Here is a 21934-nt window from a genome sequence, read left to right as displayed (position 1 = left end):
GTAAAGCTTTGAGATCCGAATCTGTAACTGAACATGCTGTACAAACGGGAAATCGAACGCTGCCTTATTATTTGATGAGCCCGGATAAGGAGCGTATCCATGAAAATCCATATGTATTACTGACGTTTGCGATGGACTGGAACACTTCTCTTTGTCAAGAACCCTTCTGTCTTGTTGCCCAAAAATTCGTTCAGCACGGTCATTATGCCATTAGCTTTGATTTGCCGGGTCATGGCGCACGCTTGAACGAGCTTGGAGAAGAAGGGCTTCACGGTTTTAGCCAAGCTGTTCAGGAGGAGCGGGATCCGTTTCTCTCGTTTCTGGAAGAGGCAGGCTCCATTATCGATAAAGTCATTGAAGAAAAGCTGGTGAAGCCAGGCCATATTATCGTCAGTGGTACTTCCCGGGGCGGCTATATGGCATTGCGATTATTAGCTGCTGATGCAAGAGTTGTGAAAGGCGGAGCATTTGCACCTGTGACCGATTGGAATGATCTTGCTGAATTCTCAGCTATCCAGAGTACAGAATTAGTAAATCGGCTGCGCTTGTCTCATTATATCGATGGAATGATAAATAAGCCGGTATTTATTGCAATAGGAAATCATGATACACGTGTGAATACATGGAGCTGTTGTAAATTTGCTCTGCAGCTAGCGGAGCGAACTCAACATTCGGGCGAAATGGATACTCAAAAAGACGCCCAGATAGATTTCTACTGCACAGATGACGAAGGACATACAATGGGAACCTCGTGGTATGAAAAGGGTGCGGAATTTCTATTGCAGTCCAGTATTCAGAGTGATCAGGGTGAGCAGCTAAAATCATAGGATCAGAACAAGGAGGGAGCAGCATTTGATCATTACTGATGTTCGGACGATTTTATTGACAGGGCCATGTACGAATGATCCGTTTATTTTGGAATGCCGTACTTTGCGAAGCGCTGCTTTTATTGAAATACACACGAACACGGAGCTAACAGGCTTGGGTGAAACGTATATCGGATATTTTTTTCCGGAAAGTGTACCGTCAATCGTCGAATTTTTCAAACCAATTCTTATTGGGCAGTCCATTGAAGACATACCCTTGTTATGGCGCCGGATGTTTCATTGCGGCAACTTTTGGTGCAGGGTTGGGCTGGGCTTGTCAGTTCTCAATGGCATCGAAGCTGCACTATGGGATTTGCAAGGAAAAGCAAAGGGACTGCCAGTGTATGAACTCCTCGGGGGACTCAAGCATCAGGAGCTGCCTTGCTATGCCACGGGAGGGCCAAGCAATTACCCGCTGGAGAGATTGGGGGCGAAGCTGGATCATTATTTATCTCTAGGTTTTAAAGGAATCAAGGTAGGGGCTGGCAGTTTTGATGTTAACAAGGGATGGTTCATGCCTGAGTCAAGCCACGAAATCGCAGCATTTGAAGCGGCAAAAATGGAGTATATCCGGAATCATGTCGGTGGTGAAGTCCAGATCATGATGGACGGCCACATGGGGAACAGCCCGACAAACACTTGGGGACTGGATACGGCCAAAATCGTATTGAAGGCGTTAGAGCCCTATAATCTGCTGTTTTTTGAAGAACCATTGCATTATACAGACGCCGCTTCTTACACGGAGCTTTGCAAAAGCACCTCAGTTCCCATAGCTGGAGGAGAGTGCCTGACAGGAAGCGGGGAATGGAAAACATACATTGATCAGGATTGCTTTGATATTGGTCAGCCCGATGCTTCCTTCACTGGAGGACTTGGCACCTGTATGGAAATTGCCGGAATGCTGGAAGCGAAGAACAGGACAATCGCTACCCACAGCTGGGGGGCCGGAGGCTCCTTGATGCAAAATATTCATTTCGGATTTGCTTGCAGCAATACGTTATTGCTGGAAATCCCACCCGATTACGCAGGCTTGCATAGTGAGATCGTACAGGATTCATTTCGAATGGTGAATGGGAAAGTACTGCCGCCTCAACGTCCGGGTTTAGGCATTGTATTAACCGATGCAATCAAAAATAAATATCCTTTCATTCCCGGCAGCGGAGAGTTTAATGATGTACCGGGTAAAAGATTAATGACATAAAGCTTTGAAAGCAAAATGGGGGAAGCAGCTATGATCAATGTGCTTATCAATATGCCGGCTCAGCCGGAACGAATGGAAAAGCTGAAAAGCATACAGGGCATCAACGTTACATGGGTACCCTTTCGTGAAGACCCGGACAGCCTCCCGAAGGATATGATGCGGGATCAGCATATTTTATTTTGCAGCACGCCGCCTGATAATTTTCATGATCTTGAATCGTTGCAATGGGTCCAGATCAGCTCGGTCGGCTACAATCAGCTCCTCGGCATTGGTATGCTTGAGCAAGGAGTCCGTGCCAGCAACGCCCAAGGCGTATTTGATGTTCCGATTTCAGAGTGGAACGTCTCCATGATGATCCAATTAGCCCGCAATATGAAGGGGATGTACCGGAATCAGGAAAATAAGGTGTGGGATCGTTCCGCCCGTTTTCAAACGGAGATCAGGGGAACAAGGGTCGGCATATGGGGCTATGGAGGCATCGGAAGGGAGACCACGCGTCTGCTCAAAGCGCTGGGGGTCCATGTGCAGGTTTTCGTTAGGGAAGGGATCAAGGAACGCAACCATATTTATCGCGTTCCAGGAACGGGAGATCCGCTTGGTGTACTGCCTGACAGCGTTTTTACTACAGGGCAGGAAAAGGAATTTTTACGGAATTTGGACTATTTGATTATCGCCGTGCCCTTAACGAAGCATACAGAAGGTATGATCGGGAAAGAAGAGCTGCAAGCGCTGCCTGCAACCGCATTTGTGCTAAACCCGGCTCGTGGCCCCATTATTAATGAGCAGGCGTTACTACAAGCGTTATCCGGGCAGTGGATTGCGGGGGCGGCACTGGATACCCATTATTACTATCCGATGCCAGAGGATCATCCCTTGTGGGAGTTTCCGAATGTGATTATGACGCCGCACATATCCGGTTCTTCAGAAAGCACACATTTCCTCGAACGGATATGGGGTATTTTTGGGGAAAATATACAAAGATTTATGAATGACGAGCCGTTGTTAAACGAGCTTTCGGAACGTCAATTGCAGGGCGATTGAACTTATGAACTGTTGAAATATTGAACAATTGAACTATCGAACTATAAGGATGATGAAAGGGATGAGTGCGGTGGTAGTAAAGTGGATTGATGGGCTAAAGGTAGCAGCAACAAATCCGGCCAGCATGGCCGTAACCGTGGCACCCGGGTGTATCGAGGTTGACGGAAAGATCGTTACTACGGAAGGAATAGCATCGCTGCCGCTTCCGGCGTCGCCGCGTTTATCGTTACACGATCAGTATTATACGCTGGAAAGTGAAGGGTCTGTTTCCCCTTGCGGATGGGACGGCAGTGGAAGGCGGGGCTCCAATTTCAAGCTGTATCAAATGCGGGTGCCGGGAACGCTTAAGGTGTATTCGGTGGACCGTAAGCTTATATACACAAAGGATCAGGATTACGTCAGTGACGATTACTGGGGTTCAATTAAGGTGAAGCCGGGCGGCAAGTTGAAAACAGGCGATCCGGTCCTGCTCGACTATGATATTTACACATGCCGCTATCATCTTGTTTATGTGGACGGAAGTGGCAAAATCAGGCTGATAGAAGGCGATTGGCGAAGAATGGAAGAAACAGGTCTGCTGCTGCCTGACCCTCCTGAGCTACCTGGTGACGGTCTTGCCCTCGCTTCGATATTCGTCTCTTGGGGGGCAGATGCGGTTTATGAGCGGACATGTACGCTGCAAATTGAATCGAATCCAAGTGATGGCAAGACAGCAGGCTTGGCTGCATTCGATTTGCAAAGCCGCCATCTTGATTATCAGCCTAGAAGCTATGCCATTTCCAGGCAGAAGTCCAATGATCTTGAGGTAGTCATCCATTCTGAGTTATGTGAATACGCTCTTGCTGACGCGTCAGCCGACTGTGGTCCGAAACGGGATAGTACGAAGCGAGATAGTATTACGCAGACCGTGCTGGAGAACGGAGAGTTGGATGTTCCATGCCTGAGGGGAGACGGGAAGCCGGTATATTGGAATGTACGCCTTCCCTGGCAGCAGCTGCTTGAGGATTACCCGCAATTAAACCGGGTTACGGTAAATACGACGCCTCCTCATATTATGGATTTGCGCTTTACAACCGGAAGCAGACAGGAATCGCTCAAAAACATCACAATTGAAGCCAATAACGCGGTACATCCAGAGTGGCTGCCTGCGCTTGATCAGAAGCAAGAAATTCAGATGTGTTTTATTGGTGAAAGTACGACTAACGGAGGGGACTGGCCGCTTCTTATCGCCAAGCACTTGCACCGTCTATATCCAGGCAAAAAGATTTTCACAACCAACGCTTCGGATGGCGGATATTCATCTGTCTATGGTTACTCGCACACCCAGCGGATGCAATCGTTAGTCACTCATTTCGATTTCGTGTTTGTAGAATATTTGATTAATGATACGGGCAGTGAAAGTGGAAAAATAAACGAAGCGATGACTGGCATTGTTGAATATGTGAAGCTGCATTATCCGGAAGCAGTAATCGTCATCATGGCCGGAAACGGTGGCAATCCGATGTATATTCCTTGCTACAACCCCCGGGACTTTGAACGGGTATACGAGCTTCACCGCCAGGTTGCACGCGACCATCAAGCCGTTTTTATCGGGATGTACGACCATTTTTGCCAGCTAGATCAATGGGGCATATATTTCCTGACCGAATTGAAAGAAAATATGATCAATCATCCTTATTCCAGCTCTGCAATCGAAGGCACACAGTGGGATCAATTGATGGCGAGCGCTTTTATACAGTGGTTAGAAGGAGTGAGAGAAGCATGATACTTGATCATATTGCTAACGCTGGGTTGTACACCGAACTAGGTGAAAGACTGGCAACAGCTTTGGATTTTTTGAAAAAAGATGCTTATTCCAGGGAGCCGGGCCGATACGATATAGATGGTAATAGCGTATATGCGCTCGTTCAACACAATGATAATCCCGCCAATAGCTTGGAATACTGGGAAGCTCACCAGAGATACATCGATGTGCACTATATTTTTGAGGGAGCGGAGCGTTTAGGGTATGCTCATTTATCCCAAATGGCTGTCACTCAGCCTTACGATCAGGAGGAGGATTACTTGCTGCTAAAAGGAAATGGGAGTTTTTTCGAGCTGCAGGAAGGCTCATTTGCCATCTTTTATCCTGAAGACGTCCATATGCCTGGACTTAGCGCCGTGGAGGGAAAACCATTTAAGAAAGTTGTGGTTAAGGTACTGATTGAATCAGCTTGAATTTGGAGGTGGCAATTTGTATGGCAATTAGGTCGAACAGGTCGATGGTGGACAAACGGGAAGACGAACTGGATGACGAATTGGAAGGCGAACTGGTGGACAAACAAGACAAACAAGCTGTTCACATAGGTTCGCGGATCGAGATGTTCGTGGATGAATGGTTGATTGAGGCCAAGCGGGGAGTTTCGCTGGTCATGACTCCGCCGATAAAGAAGGAAATTGTTCTGGTACTTGACCAGTCCTGGGAGGGGCCGGAAAGCGGATATTATTCGGTGCTGCAGGAGAGCGGGAAAATCCGCCTGTACTATCGCGGCTATTGTCCTGCGGACGATGCCAGTGAACTGCAGGTTAATTGCTATGGTGAAAGCTTAGATGGCATTCATTTTACCCGTCCAGATTTGGGACTGTATGAGTTCGAGGGATCATGGGCAAATAATATCACTTGGAGGGGCGTAGAGGCGCATAATTTCTCGCCTTTCAAGGATTTCAATCCATGTTCAACAGATGGCCTTTATAAAGCTTTGGGTGGAGGAACTGTAGCGGGAACGGCAGAGAATGCATTTCAGAATAACGGAGTGTTATACGCGTTCTCGTCGGAAGACGGAATGAACTGGAAGAGAATGCGGCAAGAGCCGATCATGACGAAAGGGGCTTTTGACTCGCAGAATATTGCCTTCTGGGATCCTGGAATCGGCTCCTATCGTTGTTATTCCCGCTATTTTTCAGACAACGGTGTCCGTTCGATTCAAAGCTCAGTTTCTAAAGATTTCATAGAATGGACAGGGTTTCAGCCGAATGTATACGCCGATCATATTCCCGTGGAGCATTTGTATACGAATGCAACTGCGCTGTGTCCAGGAGCAGAGCATATGTATTTGTCTTTTCCGAATCGTTTCTTTGAGGAGAGAAAGAAGATCAACGCCCATCCGTATGATGGGATTTCTGATACAGTATTCAGGACAAGCCGGGATGGGATTCATTGGGATTGCTCTTTTCAGGAGGCATGGTGCCGTCCGGGGCTCGATCCTCAGAATTGGACGCAGCGCAGCAACATGGTGGCAACGGGCATCGTGCAGTTGAACCCGGAGGAGTTTTCCCTCTATGTATCCGAGCATTACAGCTGGAACTGTAACCGTTTGCGGCGCATCTCAGTGAGAAGGCATGGCTTCGCATCGGTGTATGCCGGCGCCAGCAGCGGCGAATTCACCACACGCCCGCTCATTTTTATAGGCAGCCAGCTTGTTCTTAACTACGCCACTTCGGCAGCAGGTTCGATTCAAGTTGAACTGCAGGATGAGTGGGGTTCTCCCCTTCCCGGTTACACCCTCGCCGACATGGTCATTCTCTATGGAGATGAGCTTGACGGAGTCGTTCAATGGAAAGATGGGAATGACATATCTACTCTGCAAGGCAAACCGGTAAAAATGCGCTTTGTGCTCAGGGATGCGAATTTATATGCCTTACGTACTGTGGCTGCACCCTAGCGTAGAGGTGAAGGTCAGAGGCCACGCATGTCGAATAAGTAGTCAAGTATATCGTTATCGCAGCATCGTCACTACTACCGTCACTACTATCATCACTACTATCGTCACCGTCACCATCAACACCACCGCAGTCATTTTTCCGTGCCCCCTAGCTTTTTCACTTTTTTAACGATGTTTTTCATCGCTAAAGCAAGCTTTTGAAGTCAATCCGTCACGTTAATGATGATTTTCATCGTTAAAAGTGAACGGATGGCCTCTCTGGGGTGGTTAAATGGACTTTAACGATGTTTTTCATCGTTAAAGTAAGGATCTGGATTCGTCTGGTGCTTTTAGCGATGAAAAACATCGTTAAAGCAGCAGCTCCTTCTTCTTAGCTGGGCGCCCTCTTCATTCCCAGCGCCTGCGCCCGCCAGGAAATCCTTTTAATCAAAAGAAAAACCTTTGCGGGCTGTTCGTTTGAGCTTGGTGTTCGAGCGATTCGTGCGATTGTAGCTGAGAAGAGGAAGTGGCTGTGGGCGGAAGAGCGGTAGCGGTCGCCTTTAAAGATTTGTTCCTACCTCCTCATCTATATTCCATTCAAGGGAACAAATCTTTAACAGCGGCTGGAGCCCACAGCCATTCCCTCCGCAACGCACCTAAGTCTCGAATACGCCCCTCAAAGGACGTCACAAGGTGTTTTTCTCAACGTGGAACAGAGCATGTTATGAAATAACAAAATAGTTCATGGAGCACGGACTTTTCAAACAATATACTTCATTTATACACAGGGAAGAGCAGTACTCGGTGTAAAAATCATGATAGGGGGAAAAGATGTGTGGAAATTGAAAGGTAAGTTAGTAGGGTCACTGCTGATTGGGTTCATGATGGTTGTAATCGGTTGCAGCAGTAATACCCCTGAAAACAAAAACACTCCAGGTGCGACCTCATCGCCGAATGAAAACCAACCAGACAAACAGACAGCACAGCCGACTACTGAAGGACCGAAAGACTTTGGCGCCATTAAGGTCATTATCGGACAAGGGTACAGCAAGAATACGGACAATGACTTGGTTATCGACTATATCAAGGAGAAGTCCGGAGTCAAGCTGGAACCATTGTGGACCGATGGATCCGTGGATAAGTTTGCATTAATGATCGCTTCGGGTGAAGAGGTGGATGCGCAAACACGGCCGCTTAATATGTATTATAGCGATTTGGCGAGCGGTTCCTTAATGCCTTTAAGTAAACTTATCGATGAGTATGGACCAAATTTGAAAAAACGTATTAATCCGGAGCTCTGGAGCTGGGTGACAGATGAAAAAGGGGAGATACACGGCATTCCCGTCGAATCCTTTCCAATGCCGCATACTGTTCAAATCCGCAAGGACTGGTTGAAGGAACAAAACCTGGCTGTTCCAACGACAATTGAGGAATTTGAAAGTGTCATGCTGAAATTCAAGGAGGCCTACAAAACAAGTCCGCTTCTAGTAAAGGGGCTTACTACACATGAAAGATTCGATTGGAGTTTAGCAGGAGCTTTTCTTCCAGAGGGGTACTCCTGGTGGAAGAACGAGGAAGGCAAGTACTTGCCGCCCGAAATGCATCCGGAATATAAAACAATGCTGGCGACACTTAACTCGTGGTTTAAAAAGGGCATTATCCACCCGGAAAATTTTATCGGCAACTACTTTCAGGTTCATCCTCAATTGATCGATGCTAATAAGATTGGAGCGAACATGGGCTGGTATTCGGGAGCTTTCCGTGCGGAACCTTTTTCCGAGAAATACCCTGACGCTGAGTTTGCAACTATACAACCGCTCAAAGGGAAATTCGATCATGGCTATATGCAGGTTGCATCTCCTTCCAACGTAGTAAGCATCAGCGTGAATTCAAAAAATGCCATTGGCGTTATCAAGTTTCTGGATTGGTTATGCGAAGACCTTGAAAATATGATCGTTAGCCGATTTGGTATCCCGGGTGTTCATTGGGATTATGTCGACAAAGAAAAGGGGATCACTAAGGCGCTTCCTGATGCGGGTACCAAATTCGTTGGAGGTACTTTCGAGATGCTTGACGTTTACAACTATTTGGAAAGACAAGATACGGCCGAAGCGCCTTATTTGCAATGGTACTATAACATCATGGATGACATAGCAGCTAATAAAATCAATCCGCGTTACATTTCAAACGAGTTGAAAGCGAGAGTTGCCGACGGAACGCTGAAGAGCGCCGATGTTATGAATGATGTGAATTCGGCTGCTGATGAAGCGAGAATCGCGATTATTACCGGGGCCAAGCCAGTCAGTTATTGGGATGAGTTTTTGGAGACGTGGAAAAAAATCGGCATGAACAAGGTCATAGAGGAAAAGGGAGCTCTCATTGCAGAACGTCTCAAGTAGTCATTTATAGTCTTGTAGTCAATTGTAGTCATTTGTAGTCATTTCCACTTTATTACCATGAATGGTTGATTTACGAGGATGATTAGAGGATGAAGGATGAAAAGAGGATCCATATGCCCAAGACAGAGCAATCCGCATTTTATTTTCCCGGCATTGGAAAGCACGTAAACGACAATGCCGTATTATTTGCCATCGACAATGGATTACTGCCATTTAGAAAGAATTTATGTCTGTACTATACGAAACCAAAGGTTCATCATGAACCCGTCATTCGTCCAAGTGAACAGGTCAATGCTCCGGATGCATCAGCAGCTATGTTTTACGGTACGGTGCTCTTCGATGAGGGGAAATATAGAATATGGTATTGCGGACTAAGCCTGGGGTTGAACCCGGATATGCCCATTGAAGATTTGAATGCTGCTAAAGCAAGTAATCTAGATGTCGTTGTCATGGGACCCATTTGTTATGCCGAGAGTGAGGATGGCATTCATTGGGTGAAGCCTAATCTGAGACAACTGCAGTTTAAAGGGAGTATGGACAATAACGCCTTGAATTTACCGGATGCTATTGTGCATTGTCCTACGATCATTAAAGATGAAGACGATCCAGATCCGAACCGGCGGTACAAGATGGTATATCAATATTTCTTGCATACAGATCATGCCCAAGGCTGGGGTACTATGCGTACAGCAACCAGTCCAAATGGAATCGATTGGGTCGCAGGACCGAGAGAAAAAGTATTTGAGTTTGTGGAGCATGCGGCTTTTTATAAATTTAATGATTTATATATTGTCAATACACATAAGAACAGTCATTGGAACAGAGGAGAAGGAGGGAGTCACAGCGGCAGACAAGGGTATGTATTTATCTCAAGTGATTTTGAGAATTGGCTGGAGGAATCGGCAGAGTCGTTTGCACTGCCTGAACCTCATGATCCGAAGCAGCGTGGGGTCTACAAGTCTTATGATCAGATGCATTTGGGAACTGCTGCTGCTGTGTATAATACGACCGCTATTGGACTCTACTGCATGTGGCACAATAATGAGGATTTTTCCAAGATTTCCGGTGATTTAGGTATTGTCGTCAGCAATGACGGTATCCGATTCCATGAGCCTTATAAGGGGCATATTTATTTGGGGAAGGAAGATTCACCTGTCACCCCTATAGCAAATAAACATTTCCCAACTGTATTGTTGCAGTCCAATGGATTTCTAAACGTTGGGGATGAAACCCGGATTTATCATGGGCGTTGGCGTAATGTAGGAACGTTTCCTTATGAGGAGAAAACCGGCTACTATGGTGAAATTGCCTTTGCCTCCATACCGCGAGATCGTTGGGGAGCCTTGGGGCTCTATCCCGAAGAAGCGAAAGGTTCACTTTGGTCGGTGACGATGATTGTGCCCGATGAAGACTGGGAGCTCCTCCTTAATGCAGAGGGAGCACAGGGAATGCGTGTTGAAATCAGTGACGAGAAATTTCATTTAATTCCTCAGTTTTCCGGAGCGAACAGCGGTTTCCTGGAGTTGGATAATGGGTTTGAATGCCCTGTAACATGGCCCCAAGGGTCATTGCGGAAATTAGCAGGTCAGTCTATCCGACTACGGCTTCATCTTGAAAGGACGAATAATTCGGAACCAAGAATTTATGCTTTATATTTGAAAAAGACCAAAAAATCATGAGCACGGACTTGTCCATCCATATATCTAATACACATATTATATAGAAAAGAGGATTCAAATGTCTACCAAGCCTTCAACATTTTACTTCCCCACAATAGGAACTAAGGTGGATGACAATCCAGTCTTATTTCCAATCGACGGCGGTTTATTTCCACTTAGAAAAAATCTGTGTGTGTACTACTCGAAGCCTAACGTTCACGGGCAGCCGGTTATCCGGCCAAGTGATAATCCGGATGCTCCGGACTCGCTGGCGTCACATTTTTACGGTACGGTGCTTTATGATGAAGGGAAATATCGAATGTGGTACCTGGGTATGACTGTGGATTATAACCCTGATCTGGAGGCAGAAGAGCTTGCAGAAGCGAAGAAGCGATATAGTGAGATCGCCATGGGACCTATCTGTTACGCCGAAAGTGACGATGGAATCAACTGGGTTAAGCCCAATCTAGGGAAATTGAAGTATAAAGGCAGCAGCAATAACAATGCTATTTATTTACCGGATGCCATCGTTCATTGTCCAACCATCATTAAGGATGAGGAGGATCCTGATCCACAGCGCAGGTATAAGATGGTGTACCAATACTTTCTGCATACGGAACCTACGAATCACTGGGGGACGATGAGGACGGCTACAAGTCCTAACGGAATTGATTGGACTGTTGGGCCAAGAAACCCGATTCTTGAGTTTGTCGAGCATGCTTCTTTCTACAAGTATCGTGGTGTATACATGATCAATGGCCACAAGAACAGTCACTGGAATCGGGGAGAAGGCGGAAGCCTTGGCGGCAGGCAAGGGTATGTGTATATGTCTACGGATTTTGAAAACTGGCTGGAGGAAACTGCAGAGTCGTTTACCTTGCCCGAACCCCTTGAGCGGGAGAAACGTGGCGTTGAAAAAGAATATACGCAGGTTCATCTGGGGACAGCCCCCATTCTATACAGCACCACGGCAGTTGGCTTGTATTGTATTTGGTATAACCATGAAGAGTTCGGGAAAATCTCGGGTGATTTTGGCTTGGTAATTAGCAATGACGGGGTCCGTTTTCATGAGCCGATCAAGGAATTCGTATACATGAGTACAGAGGATTCCCCCATAGCACCAGATGTGAAAAAGTCTTACACTGTAGTGCTGTGCCAGGCGAACGGGATTATTAACGTTGGGGATGAAACTCTTATTTATCACGGTCGCTGGCTGAATAGCGGTACGGAAGCTCAAAAGGAATACGCGGAAATTGCCTTGGCTACTTTACCACGGGACCGCTGGGGAGCGGTAGGGCTGTATCCGAATGAAACGAAAGGATCGCTCTGGTCTGTCCCGCTTGTATGGCCTGATGAAGATTTCGATATCATCTTGAATGCGGACGGCGCGCAAGGAATGCGGGTGGAAATATCGGACGAAAGGTTTCAACTGCATCCACAGTTTGCCCATGCAAGCAGCGGATATGTGGAAACCGCAAATGGGCTCGATTGTGTAGTGAAATGGAATCACGCTTCTTTGCGCCAATTGGCCGGAGAGACGGTTCGAATCCGTATTCATTTGGAAAAAACGGATGATCAAGATCCTAAGCTGTATGCGGTATACCTAAAGAAAAGATGAGCAATTAAAAAGAACAAACATGCATGAAGAAGCATGTACGAACAAGTATGTGCAGGGGTTCAACCGGAGGTTGCTCTCCTGCAGCTTGAACTGGATGGAGGTATTATAGTGAAAATTGCCGCAAAGGGCATCGTGTATAAGGGCGCGGAAAATTCTGCGCAGCAGAGCTGCGGATCCCCCGGGATTTGCGTCTTGCCTGGCGGGCGCTGGATTTGCACCTTCCGTGCTGCGCCGAGGAAGGTGGCAACAAGCGGCCAGCATGTCTTGTTAACCTGGTCGGACGATGAGGGGCTTTCCTGGAGCGAACCGATTCGTCCTTTTGCTCCCCCGCTAGTTGGAGGCAAGCCGGGGCTGCTGCGCTGCGCTTATCTTACTGCACTTGGAGAGCAGGAATGTATCGCCGTACTTTGTTGGGTGGATCATTCCGATCCAGAGCTGCCTTTTTTTAATGAGGAAACGGAAGGTTTGCTGGATACGAAAATTATGCTTTCCAGATCGAGCGACAGGGGGGAACATTGGACAGAGCCCGAGCTCATGGATACTTCTCCTTTTTCTGTTCCTGTGCCGCTTACCGGCCCAATTTTACGATTGACCAGTGGCGCTTTGGCTTGCCAGTTCGAATTAAACAAGCATTATGACGATCTGGAGGCATGGCGGCACTCTTCAGTGCTGTTGTTTTCCAAAGATGGGGGCAGCAGCTGGCCGGAGCATGTTATCGTCAGCAGCGATCCGGCCAACCGGATCTTTTATTGGGATCAGCGTCCTGGAGTATTAGCGGATGGGACGTTACTCAATTTGTTTTGGACCTATGATACCGTCACGGCAGCCTATTTGAACGTACATGCAAGGACGTCTACCGATGATGGATATACCTGGTCGGATTATCGGGATATCGGTGTGCCGGGACAACCGGCTCCGCCTGCAGCGTTGCCGGATGGCAGGATTGCCATGGTGTATGTCGATCGTACTGCAGCTCCAACCATTAAACTGCGAATCAGTGACGATAACGGAGTGGCGTGGCCTGATGATAGTGAAGTCATTTTATATGAACCGGAACAAGCGCAGGAGCATGTAAACCGAACGTCCATGCAGGACGCTTGGGCAGAAATGGGGAAGTTTTCCGTAGGTCTTCCTGTAACGTCCGTCTTGAATAATGGAGATGTGCTCGTCTTTTATTATGCGGGTACACATTCGGATCATACGGGAATTGAATGGGTTCGTGTACGGCAAGGCGGGACCTTGTCATAATAAAAAATCAGGAAGGTGTGAAATCGTAATGAAGCGATATTTTTCAATCTTTTTAGCCATCCTTATTATTGCTGCTGTATTTCCGGTCTACCCGTATAGCCCTGCAATTGTGAAAGCAAGTGAATTAGTGCCCACGAACATGTCCCTTATTATTTCTGATTCTTTTACAGTGGATGGAGTGAACCGAATAACTGGAAGTGAACTGAATGACACGATGACGGAAGTCGGGGAAAAAACCTGGGAGGCAAGCAGCGCGTTTGTTTTTGCGGGCAGTGGCAATGAGGGGTATGTGACGAGCGCCTATTCGGGAACGAGAACAGCTTTTGTGCCTTATGTTCCGGCAGCAAGCCTGGCCAGTATAGAAATGGACATGAAACCGTTCGGAATGGGGGGCTGGGCGGCAGTCGGGTTCGGCAAAGAAGCATCTGCATTCTGGGGAGGCGGACAAATCTGGATGTTTCTCCGTGAAGACGGATACTACAACATCTGGGTCAACGGTACACAAAATTTACTTGCTGCCGGGTCGATCCCTTCGTTTGATCCAGATGTATACACCCATCTTCGATTGGACTACAATGCAGATATGCAGACGGTCTCTGTGTGGGTAAATGATGATTCCATTGTCAATGCTTCCAATATTGGTGGGATTGCAGGGTTTACGCCGGACATCCAGTTTGCCGGTTTTATGGCGAGTGAACAAACGCCCAACGAAGCTGCTTTTAAAAATTTTCAGGTGAAAGAAGAAGCCCCACCGGTCGAAAATCCGCTGCCGCTGACCATTTCCGATTCTTTTACGCTGGATGGTGTGAACCGAATAGCTGGTGAGGCATTGAGCGGGACTGTGACAGAGGTCGGGGACCGCACTTGGGAGGCAAACAGTGAGTTTATTTTTGCAGGAAGTGGCAGTGGGGGCTACGTGACGAGTACCTCTTCGGGGACAAAAACAGCTTTTGTGCCGTATGTTCCAGCGGGAACCATGTCCAGTATAGAAGTAGACATCAAGCCGTTCGGGATGGGGGGCTGGTCGGCTGTCGGGTTCAGTAAAGAAGCTTCAGCGTTTTGGGGAAGCGGACAGATCTGGATGTTTCTCCGTGAAGACGGATATTACAACATCTGGGTCAACGGCACTCAGAATTTGCTTGCGAACGGGTTTATAGCTTCTTTTGATCCAGACGAATATACCCATCTTCGATTGGAACATGATGCTGTCATGCAGACAGTTTCTGTGTGGGTAAATGAAGATTCAATTGTTAACGCTTCCAACATTGGGGCAATTCAAGGATTTACGCCGGATATCAAGTATGCCGGTTTTATGGTCAGTGCTCAAACTCCAAATGAGACTGCGTTCAAAAATTTTCAGGTGAAAGGTCCTGCTGTACCGATTGAAGATCCGCTGCCGCTGACAATCTCTGATTCTTTTGCTGTGGATGGAGTGAATCGAACTGCTGGGAGTGAATTGAACGATACTAAGACAGAGGTCGGGGAACGCACCTGGGAAGCTAGCTACGCGTTTGTTTTTGCCGGCAGTGGCAATGAGGGGTATGTGACGAGCGCCTATTCGGGGACGAGAACAGCTTTTGTGCCTTATGTTCCGGCAGGAACCGTATCAAGCTTGGAAGTGGACATCAAGCCGTTCGGGATGGAGGGCTGGTCCGCTGTCGGCTTTAGTAAAGAACCTTCGGCTTTCTGGGGAGGCGGACAAATCTGGATGTTTATACGTGAAGACGGCTACTACAACATCTGGGTCAATGGCACTCAAAATTTGCTTGCTGCCGGGTCTCTAGCCTCTTTTGATCCAGATGTGTACACTCATCTTCGATTGGAATACAATGCCGAAACGAAGACGGTCTCTGTGTGGGTGAATGAGGATCCAATCCTTAATGCCACTAATATTGGTGGAATTCAAGGGTTTACGCCGGATATTGAGTATGCCGGTTTTATGGTCAATGCCCAAACGCCCAACGAAGCAGCATTCAAAAACTTCCAGGTAAAGGGGCAGGCAGATCCAGTTCCCCCTGAATATCCGGATGATATTGTTAAACCAGTGGAAAGCGAGTTCCCCTTAGGCGTATTTGAGGATGCGAATCCCATTGGAGGAAGCAAAAAGGCATTTAAAACGATCATTTCCGAGCTGTACGCATTAGGCTTTGATTCCATTATGCTGGCTAATGGGGGCGTCAACCGTGATCGCTCGATGTTTGAGGTGACAGATACTTACGGGCTGAATGTTTATTTAAATGCTGCTTATGATATTGTCCCATGGATGTACAACGATAATGAGCCGAACAATATAGAAGCTGCAAGGACGGTTGCCCAATCCATAATTAATGGCTTGAAGGATCATCCGAGTGTTAAAGCGATCAATTTATCAGATGAGCCTGAATTGAATGTGCTGCAGAAGCATGCTTTGCTCACCCAGGCTTTTCATGAACAGCCAACCGATTTGAAAATAACAACTCCGCTTATTGGTCTCGACCGAGTCGGGCCGATGTTTGCAGCAACGGATATGGATGCGCTGTTGATCGATGTTTATCCGAACGCAAGAGCGAACAGAGTAGGCAACTTTAATATGAATGGATATGGATATCCAATATGGGATTTTGTCAGTTATTTGCGCAAAGTATCTGAAAATAAGCCGGAGGATAAGCCCTTGTGGGTCATATTGCAAGCGTTTGGCCAACCTGGAATGGGCTCACGGTTCGATAATCGAATACCAACGCCTGCGGAATTACGTGTGCAGAATTGGCTTTCTATCGGTGAAGGGGCAACGGGGATTTTCTGGTTTCTATATACTTCAATACCTTCAGGTTTGTTTGGGATAAGAGACAATCCTACTTCATTGAATGAAATAAAAAGTCTTACGGAACGAGTCACTCCACTTCGACCTACACTGCTAGAAGCGAAGAAAGATAAAGATCGTTTTACTGCTTCAGCTACAGGAAATGTAGCGCCCTACATCAGCACGCTGGTCAGCAAGGATGGGCAGAAAACATATGTGGTCGCTGTGAACATGGACTGCGGGGGTCCTCAGACAATCACGCTGGAATCTGCTTATTTTACAGGTCAGCTTAAAAATATGGAAACCGGGGAGTTATATGAAATTGGGTCCACCGGAATCGAATTTGAGCCTGGAGACGGCCAAATGTTTGAGGTCATTCCTGTACAAAGCAATCCTGAGCCTTCTGTAGAAATAATGATGCCTGCTGATGGTGCGGTGCTTGTGAAAGATGCTAGTCCAGGGGATTTACATGTTGTTTTGGAGGCAGCTGCTGCAGATGTGGGCGGCGTAGAGCAGGTGGAATTTTATGCGAACGGAACAAAAGTAGGTGTAGTATCCGCAGAGCCATACAGCTTCGAATGGCACAATGTGAAAGCGGGCAGTTACTCCATCACGGCTGTTGCAACCGATAATCAGGGTGCCTCAAGTACTTCTCTTCCGATTTCTGTCATGGTGCTTGGCGAAGATAACTTGCTTGCCAACCCTTCTTTTGAAGAGACGGATGAGCATGAAGAGGCTGCCGCTTGGGTGAATGAGAACGCTGCTTCCGTTACCACTGCTGTGTATCATACGGGTGGACATTCGATGCAGATCAGCGCTGCCATGAATGGGGTTTTACTGACACAAGCTGTTCAACTTCAGCCTGATACGGAATATGAGCTCAGCGGCTGGGTGAAAACAAATGGCATTAAAGGGACGGGTATCATTTTCAATTATGAGCAGGATGTACCGGTAGCGATAACTCATGAGACGGAGAATGTCTATGGAACGACGGCGTGGAAGCGGCAGAGTATCACCTTTACTACGCCTTCCTATGCTCAAAGCGGCAAGGTGAACATCTCTGCCAATATGCCGTACAACAGTGGGACGGCATGGATCGATAATGTGAGTCTGGTGCCAACAGGAAAGACCGAAATTACCGAGGGATTAGCGGTGCATCTTACGTTCGATGAGGCTGCCGGCATGACCGCTTACGATTCATCAGTCCATCAAAGACATGGCACCATGGTGGCAAACAATGGTGATGGGATGGGGCAGGTACCTTCCTTTTTAGCAGGAAAAGTTGGCAGTCACTCCTTATTCATGGATGGACCCGATCATTACATTAAGGTTGATACGAATTTGAAGCTGGATGAAGGCAGTGGCTTTACGATTGGTGCGTGGATTAAACCTGAGAACACAGCTAAACGGCAAACCATCTATTCGGATGGCAACGGGCTGGAAATGGAATTTGAGAACCATGAGCTCAAGGTCAAGATGAAATCCTCAACCTCAGAATGGGTAGACATTAGTGGCGGAACGATCTCATCCGATACCTGGTATCATACAGCCGTTATATACAAGGAGCTAGAAGGTATTAAGCTGTTTATCAACGGTATCATGGTTGCCAGTGATCCAGCTTTTGAATACGTAAGCGGAGAAGATGGGGATCATTATTTCGGTCAGTCCCCGGGCTTGCCAGCAACTTCATACTGGGGCTTGATTGATGATGTCAGAATTTATGATCGGGCGATGCAAGCAGAAGAATTAGTGCGGATTATCGAAAATAAGGGCGTGGATCAAGAAGATGAAGAGCCAGCTGCCCCAGCTATTTTTCAGAATCAGATAGTTACTGGAGGTTTGGGATCGGGAACTGCAGAAATATCCGCTCCTGCTGGCGGTTATACTATAAATCCTACTTTTGCAGCGGATTTCAACCGTTATTTTGACCAACAATTTGCTGCCCAGCCCCTGCCGCTTGCCGTTGTTACTCCTCCCGGACCGGTAACAGCAGGTAACAAATCGGTTGCTCAAAGCAGCAGTAACATGGCGTTATCCAAACAGCTGTATGCAGGAGCTTTGACGATTGCTAATGCATATGGCGAGATGACAATAGGCGATGCTTCGACAATTGGAACAACGGTACTTTATGGGGGGAGCTCCTGCCAGATTGGCGCCACAACCAAATTGGTCATTTATGGAGACATCGTATGCAATGGGCCCCTTACTTTTAACGGCTATATTGATGGTTTAACGATACACGGGAAGGTGATTGCAGCAGGGGACATTACTTTTAACTCAAGTGTTGGTACATTTACGATCGACGAAACCTTGAGCTCGCAGGGCAGTATTGCATTTAAGGGAAGTAATATTGCAGCAGGTGTTATTAAAGGGGACCTCATTGGGAAAGGGATTAGCTTTAAGGGCTTCAACTCCTTGTCCGTCTCTGGGAATGTGAGCAGTACAGCGGATTTTATGCCAAGCAGCGGAAATTACACATCGTTTCTAATTGGCAAATCTTTATATGTAACTGGGAAATCACAATTCTCAACCCTAAATAAAGTATCCATTCAAGGCACCTATTATGGGAAAGGAAATATCCTTATGCAAGGTCAAATTTCCAATGACGGGTTTACAGTTGGTAATTGTATGCTGTCCTCTGGGTCCATCGATTTTAATGGAATTGGTGGTGCAGTAAATATCGGGAGTTTCCTAGGTGCTTTAAATGAGGTGAATTTCCAAAGCAATATCTCTGGAAATGTTCAGCTCGGTGGGATATCTGCAGGGCAGATCCATATTTACAATAATTTTGCACCGTCTAATATATTTATAAGTTTTAATCCACCTGTGATCGGGTAGATGGTAGATAGTTTGAAATCGTCCGCCATTACATGCAGCGCAAGAAACAGCGCTGCATGTATCGGCAATGAAATGCCTTCAGGAAGTCAGCTCGCTTTTATACATATTTCTGTATTCCCGCGGCGTCATGCCTGTCATCTCTTTGAATATGCGAATAAAATAATTGACATTGCTGTAGCCGGTTAGCGAACTGATTTCTTTGATCTTCCAGTCTGTTTCCTTCAGCAGCTTCTTACTCTTCTCGACTCTGGCATTTGTGAGAAATTCGAGGAAGTTCATCCCCATCTTTTCTTTGAAAATGCGGCTCAAATAAGCGGGAGTGATACCCAGTTGATCGGCTGCATAGGAGAGGGACAGCTCACTGCCGCTGTTTTCCTCCACTAGCTTTATTACTTCGTGGATGTAGCTCCCTTTCTTCTCACGAAACGCCTCTTCAATTCGGGCGGCTATAACCACGATCATTTCTTCGGACCAGTGGATCATCTCTTCTAAATCCCTTTTTTGCAATAGAACCATTACCAGATTATTTTTAAGTCCGAGTATGCTGGACAAATCCAGCTGCAGATTGCTTACTGTTTCCATAAGCCTCACCCAGAGCTGGACGAAAGCATGCTGCAGCTGATGGTAAGGCACCTTTTCCTGCTGGGCTCTCACCTCTTGGACGAACGCTGTGAACACCAGCTTAGCCTGATCAGCTTCCCCATTTTTGACATAGCTGTTGAGTGCAGCTTCTTTTTCCTGTGGGTATATAAATACCGGCTTGCTTTCCAGACGCACATCCTCAATATAGATGACCTCGCCTGTTCCGCCATGACTGCGGTGTGCGAGCGCTTCCCCGGCATCGTCAAAGGCTTGACGCAGATAGGTTACATCCGGGCAGTGCCGGCCTATGCCAATCGTGCAGCAAAGCTCCAGCGCTTTGTTCGCTTCAAGCTTCATATTGTCGGCCAGCGCATAGACATCCAGCATATCCGCCTGCCTGCTGTTGATCACGACAGTAAACAAGTCCTCCGCCATGTCCACAACAAAACCGCAATGCCTGACTGCCAGCTCTTTCTCCAAAATATCCACTAGCTGCAGCTTTATGAGGTTTCTGCTGTAGAAATCCAAACTTTCCCTTTTCCGGTCTTCATAATAAACGTTCATTAACATTAAATCCTCGAGCCGGAAGCTCAGACCCAGCGATTCGATTCGCTCGATCATTTCTTCTCTGCTGTACAGATTGCTTTTGATCAGTGTAATGAGGAATTTCTCTTTGTAGGCCGGCAGACTTTCCTGCAGCCGCTGCGATAGACCGGCTCTGTCCTCAATGGACCTGGCAAAGCGGTTTTGGATCATTTTGAACTCGTCTATGGGCTTCGTGGCCCGGGGTGTTGCTTCTCCGTCCCCCTGATCGACACTTTTCACATAAGCAAGCAAACGGAATACGGGTCCATACATATTGCGGCTGGCCAACAAGGCCAACAGCCCCATCCCCAGAACAAGCATAAACGACGAGAACAGGATCAAGCCTTTGATATGTAAAATGCTTTGGTACAAGCCATCCAGGCCAACGGCCCTGACGAACGTCCAATCCAGCAGCTTGGATACCTGATAGGTAACGAGCATTTTTTTTTCATTGTAATCGATGATAGAGGACGTTGCATTCTGGTCAACCTGCCTCATCATCTCCAGCTGCCGGGCAACCGTTACATTCAATTCTGTCTGACCATCGTGCAGCAGCAGGGCATTGTTTTTGGATAAAATAAAGAAAGTTTGGTCTTTGTGGTTTTCCAATTTCTTAACAATTTTTGAATAGATCAGCTCTGCATCCAGGTTCACGATGATATAGCTCTCGATATTGGGCGATTTGTAAATGACCGGGAGTATTTGTCTGGTCTCGCCCCTCGTTTGTTCAATAACCCGGGTTTCCTGAAAGTAGGGGAACTCCATCATGCCTGCGGGCAGCTCTGTCCACTTCTGGGCATTCACTTCTTCTTCCAGAAGACTGGAGCCAACGGAAGTCAGCGTAATACCCTTCACCCGGTCGATCAGAAAAACCGAATGAATAAAATCGTTCGATGCCTTCAAATTATCCAAATTCCATCTGACTTTAGCTTTCGTATTAATATATCGTTCCAGAACAGGCAGGTCTACATCGCTGATATCCTGGTCCAGTTCCTCATAATAGCTTCCCCTGGGGAATTTCTCGAAGTCCCGCATCGTGCTGTCCAGTGTAAACTGCTCAAAGTTATTGCTGATTTGGCTAATAATAATTTCCAGCGCATTGGCCGTTTGATACAAATAGTTGGAGTTGGCGTTGTGCAGCTCAGTTTTGAGTGAGGTTTTCACATTGAAATACAGAAAAATGCTTATGATTAAAATAGGCAGCAGGGAAAGAAATAGGGTATAGCTGATCAATTTAAAATAAAACTGTCTGGTTTTGCGGACGTTTACCATTTTTGCGATCATTCGCCCTTCGCCCCTTTCATGCCAAACATACAGCTGGTGCCGATTATATCTGCAACCTTACAACAAGTTTACTGGATAGTCCATATGCTCAAATTAATTTTTTGACAATACCGCTCCTATTCCCCCGTTTGATCCCAATCTGCCCGGTATTACCT

The 21934-nt window shown here is 46.9% G+C and carries 12 protein-coding genes; 11 read left to right on the top strand and 1 reads right to left on the bottom strand.

Annotated elements, in window-relative coordinates; translation table 11 throughout:
- The first annotated feature begins 8 nt into the window (after window positions 1-8).
- The 11 genes from J2Z66_RS08270 (at window position 9) to J2Z66_RS08220 (ending at window position 19328) form a co-directional block, all read left to right on the top strand.
- Complete coding sequence (locus tag J2Z66_RS08270) at window positions 9-827, top strand: alpha/beta hydrolase family protein (RefSeq protein WP_209970920.1); 819 nt, start codon at window positions 9-11, stop codon at window positions 825-827.
- 25 nt (window positions 828-852) lie between these two features.
- Entirely contained in the window at window positions 853-2067 is a 1215-nt protein-coding gene (locus J2Z66_RS08265) for a mandelate racemase/muconate lactonizing enzyme family protein (RefSeq protein ID WP_209970919.1), read from the top strand.
- Between the two features lie 30 nt (window positions 2068-2097).
- Window positions 2098-3108, top strand: coding sequence for a D-2-hydroxyacid dehydrogenase (locus tag J2Z66_RS08260; protein ID WP_209970918.1), 1011 nt, complete (start codon window positions 2098-2100; stop codon window positions 3106-3108).
- A gap of 61 nt (window positions 3109-3169) precedes the next feature.
- Window positions 3170-4873 carry an SGNH/GDSL hydrolase family protein gene (locus J2Z66_RS08255; RefSeq protein WP_209970917.1) on the top strand — a complete coding sequence of 568 codons (1704 nt, stop codon included), beginning with the start codon at window positions 3170-3172 and terminating at the stop codon, window positions 4871-4873.
- On the top strand, window positions 4870-5325 hold the full coding sequence (locus J2Z66_RS08250) for a NanQ anomerase/TabA/YiaL family protein (RefSeq protein ID WP_209970916.1): 456 nt from the start codon (window positions 4870-4872) through the stop codon (window positions 5323-5325). The genes J2Z66_RS08255 and J2Z66_RS08250 overlap by 4 nt, the downstream gene beginning before the upstream one ends.
- A 20-nt stretch (window positions 5326-5345) precedes the next feature.
- The gene (locus tag J2Z66_RS08245) at window positions 5346-6809 is read left to right on the top strand and encodes a hypothetical protein (RefSeq protein ID WP_209970915.1); all 1464 of its coding nucleotides are present in this window, start codon (window positions 5346-5348) and stop codon (window positions 6807-6809) included.
- Window positions 6810-7621: 812 nt separating this feature from the next.
- Window positions 7622-9187, top strand: coding sequence for a type 2 periplasmic-binding domain-containing protein (locus tag J2Z66_RS08240; protein ID WP_209970914.1), 1566 nt, complete (start codon window positions 7622-7624; stop codon window positions 9185-9187).
- An 89-nt stretch (window positions 9188-9276) separates the two neighbouring features.
- Window positions 9277-10866, top strand: a complete 1590-nt coding sequence (locus J2Z66_RS08235) for a hypothetical protein (protein WP_209970913.1) — start codon at window positions 9277-9279, stop codon at window positions 10864-10866.
- 58 nt (window positions 10867-10924) lie between these two features.
- Window positions 10925-12463 carry a glycoside hydrolase family protein gene (locus J2Z66_RS08230; RefSeq protein ID WP_209970912.1) on the top strand — a complete coding sequence of 513 codons (1539 nt, stop codon included), beginning with the start codon at window positions 10925-10927 and terminating at the stop codon, window positions 12461-12463.
- A 33-nt stretch (window positions 12464-12496) separates the two neighbouring features.
- Window positions 12497-13711 (top strand): sialidase family protein, encoded by a 1215-nt coding sequence (locus J2Z66_RS08225; protein ID WP_209970911.1) that lies wholly within the window; start codon window positions 12497-12499, stop codon window positions 13709-13711.
- A 28-nt stretch (window positions 13712-13739) separates the two neighbouring features.
- Window positions 13740-19328 carry a LamG-like jellyroll fold domain-containing protein gene (locus tag J2Z66_RS08220; RefSeq protein ID WP_209970910.1) on the top strand — a complete coding sequence of 1863 codons (5589 nt, stop codon included), beginning with the start codon at window positions 13740-13742 and terminating at the stop codon, window positions 19326-19328.
- Between the two features lie 78 nt (window positions 19329-19406).
- Here J2Z66_RS08220 and J2Z66_RS08215 read toward each other — a convergent pair whose 3' ends face one another.
- On the bottom strand, window positions 19407-21779 hold the full coding sequence (locus tag J2Z66_RS08215) for a helix-turn-helix domain-containing protein (protein ID WP_209970909.1): 2373 nt from the start codon (window positions 21777-21779) through the stop codon (window positions 19407-19409).
- Window positions 21780-21934: the final 155 nt, after the last annotated feature.

The organism is Paenibacillus eucommiae (assembly GCF_017874215.1).
Classification (GTDB): Bacteria; Bacillota; Bacilli; order Paenibacillales; family NBRC-103111; genus Paenibacillus_AI; species Paenibacillus_AI eucommiae.
Note: the sequence above shows the minus strand (reverse complement) of the source record. Positions and strands in the feature narration are given on the sequence as shown.

Coding starts and splice junctions, on each gene's coding strand:
- J2Z66_RS08245 (WP_209970915.1), top strand. CDS start 5,346: ATGGCAATTAGGTCGAACAGGTCGATGGTGGACAAACGGGAAGACGAA.
- J2Z66_RS08250 (WP_209970916.1), top strand. CDS start 4,870: ATGATACTTGATCATATTGCTAACGCTGGGTTGTACACCGAACTAGGT.
- J2Z66_RS08225 (WP_209970911.1), top strand. CDS start 12,497: ATGTACGAACAAGTATGTGCAGGGGTTCAACCGGAGGTTGCTCTCCTG.
- J2Z66_RS08230 (WP_209970912.1), top strand. CDS start 10,925: ATGTCTACCAAGCCTTCAACATTTTACTTCCCCACAATAGGAACTAAG.
- J2Z66_RS08215 (WP_209970909.1), bottom strand. CDS start 21,779: ATGATCGCAAAAATGGTAAACGTCCGCAAAACCAGACAGTTTTATTTT.
- J2Z66_RS08260 (WP_209970918.1), top strand. CDS start 2,098: ATGATCAATGTGCTTATCAATATGCCGGCTCAGCCGGAACGAATGGAA.
- J2Z66_RS08235 (WP_209970913.1), top strand. CDS start 9,277: ATGAAGGATGAAAAGAGGATCCATATGCCCAAGACAGAGCAATCCGCA.
- J2Z66_RS08220 (WP_209970910.1), top strand. CDS start 13,740: ATGAAGCGATATTTTTCAATCTTTTTAGCCATCCTTATTATTGCTGCT.
- J2Z66_RS08255 (WP_209970917.1), top strand. CDS start 3,170: ATGAGTGCGGTGGTAGTAAAGTGGATTGATGGGCTAAAGGTAGCAGCA.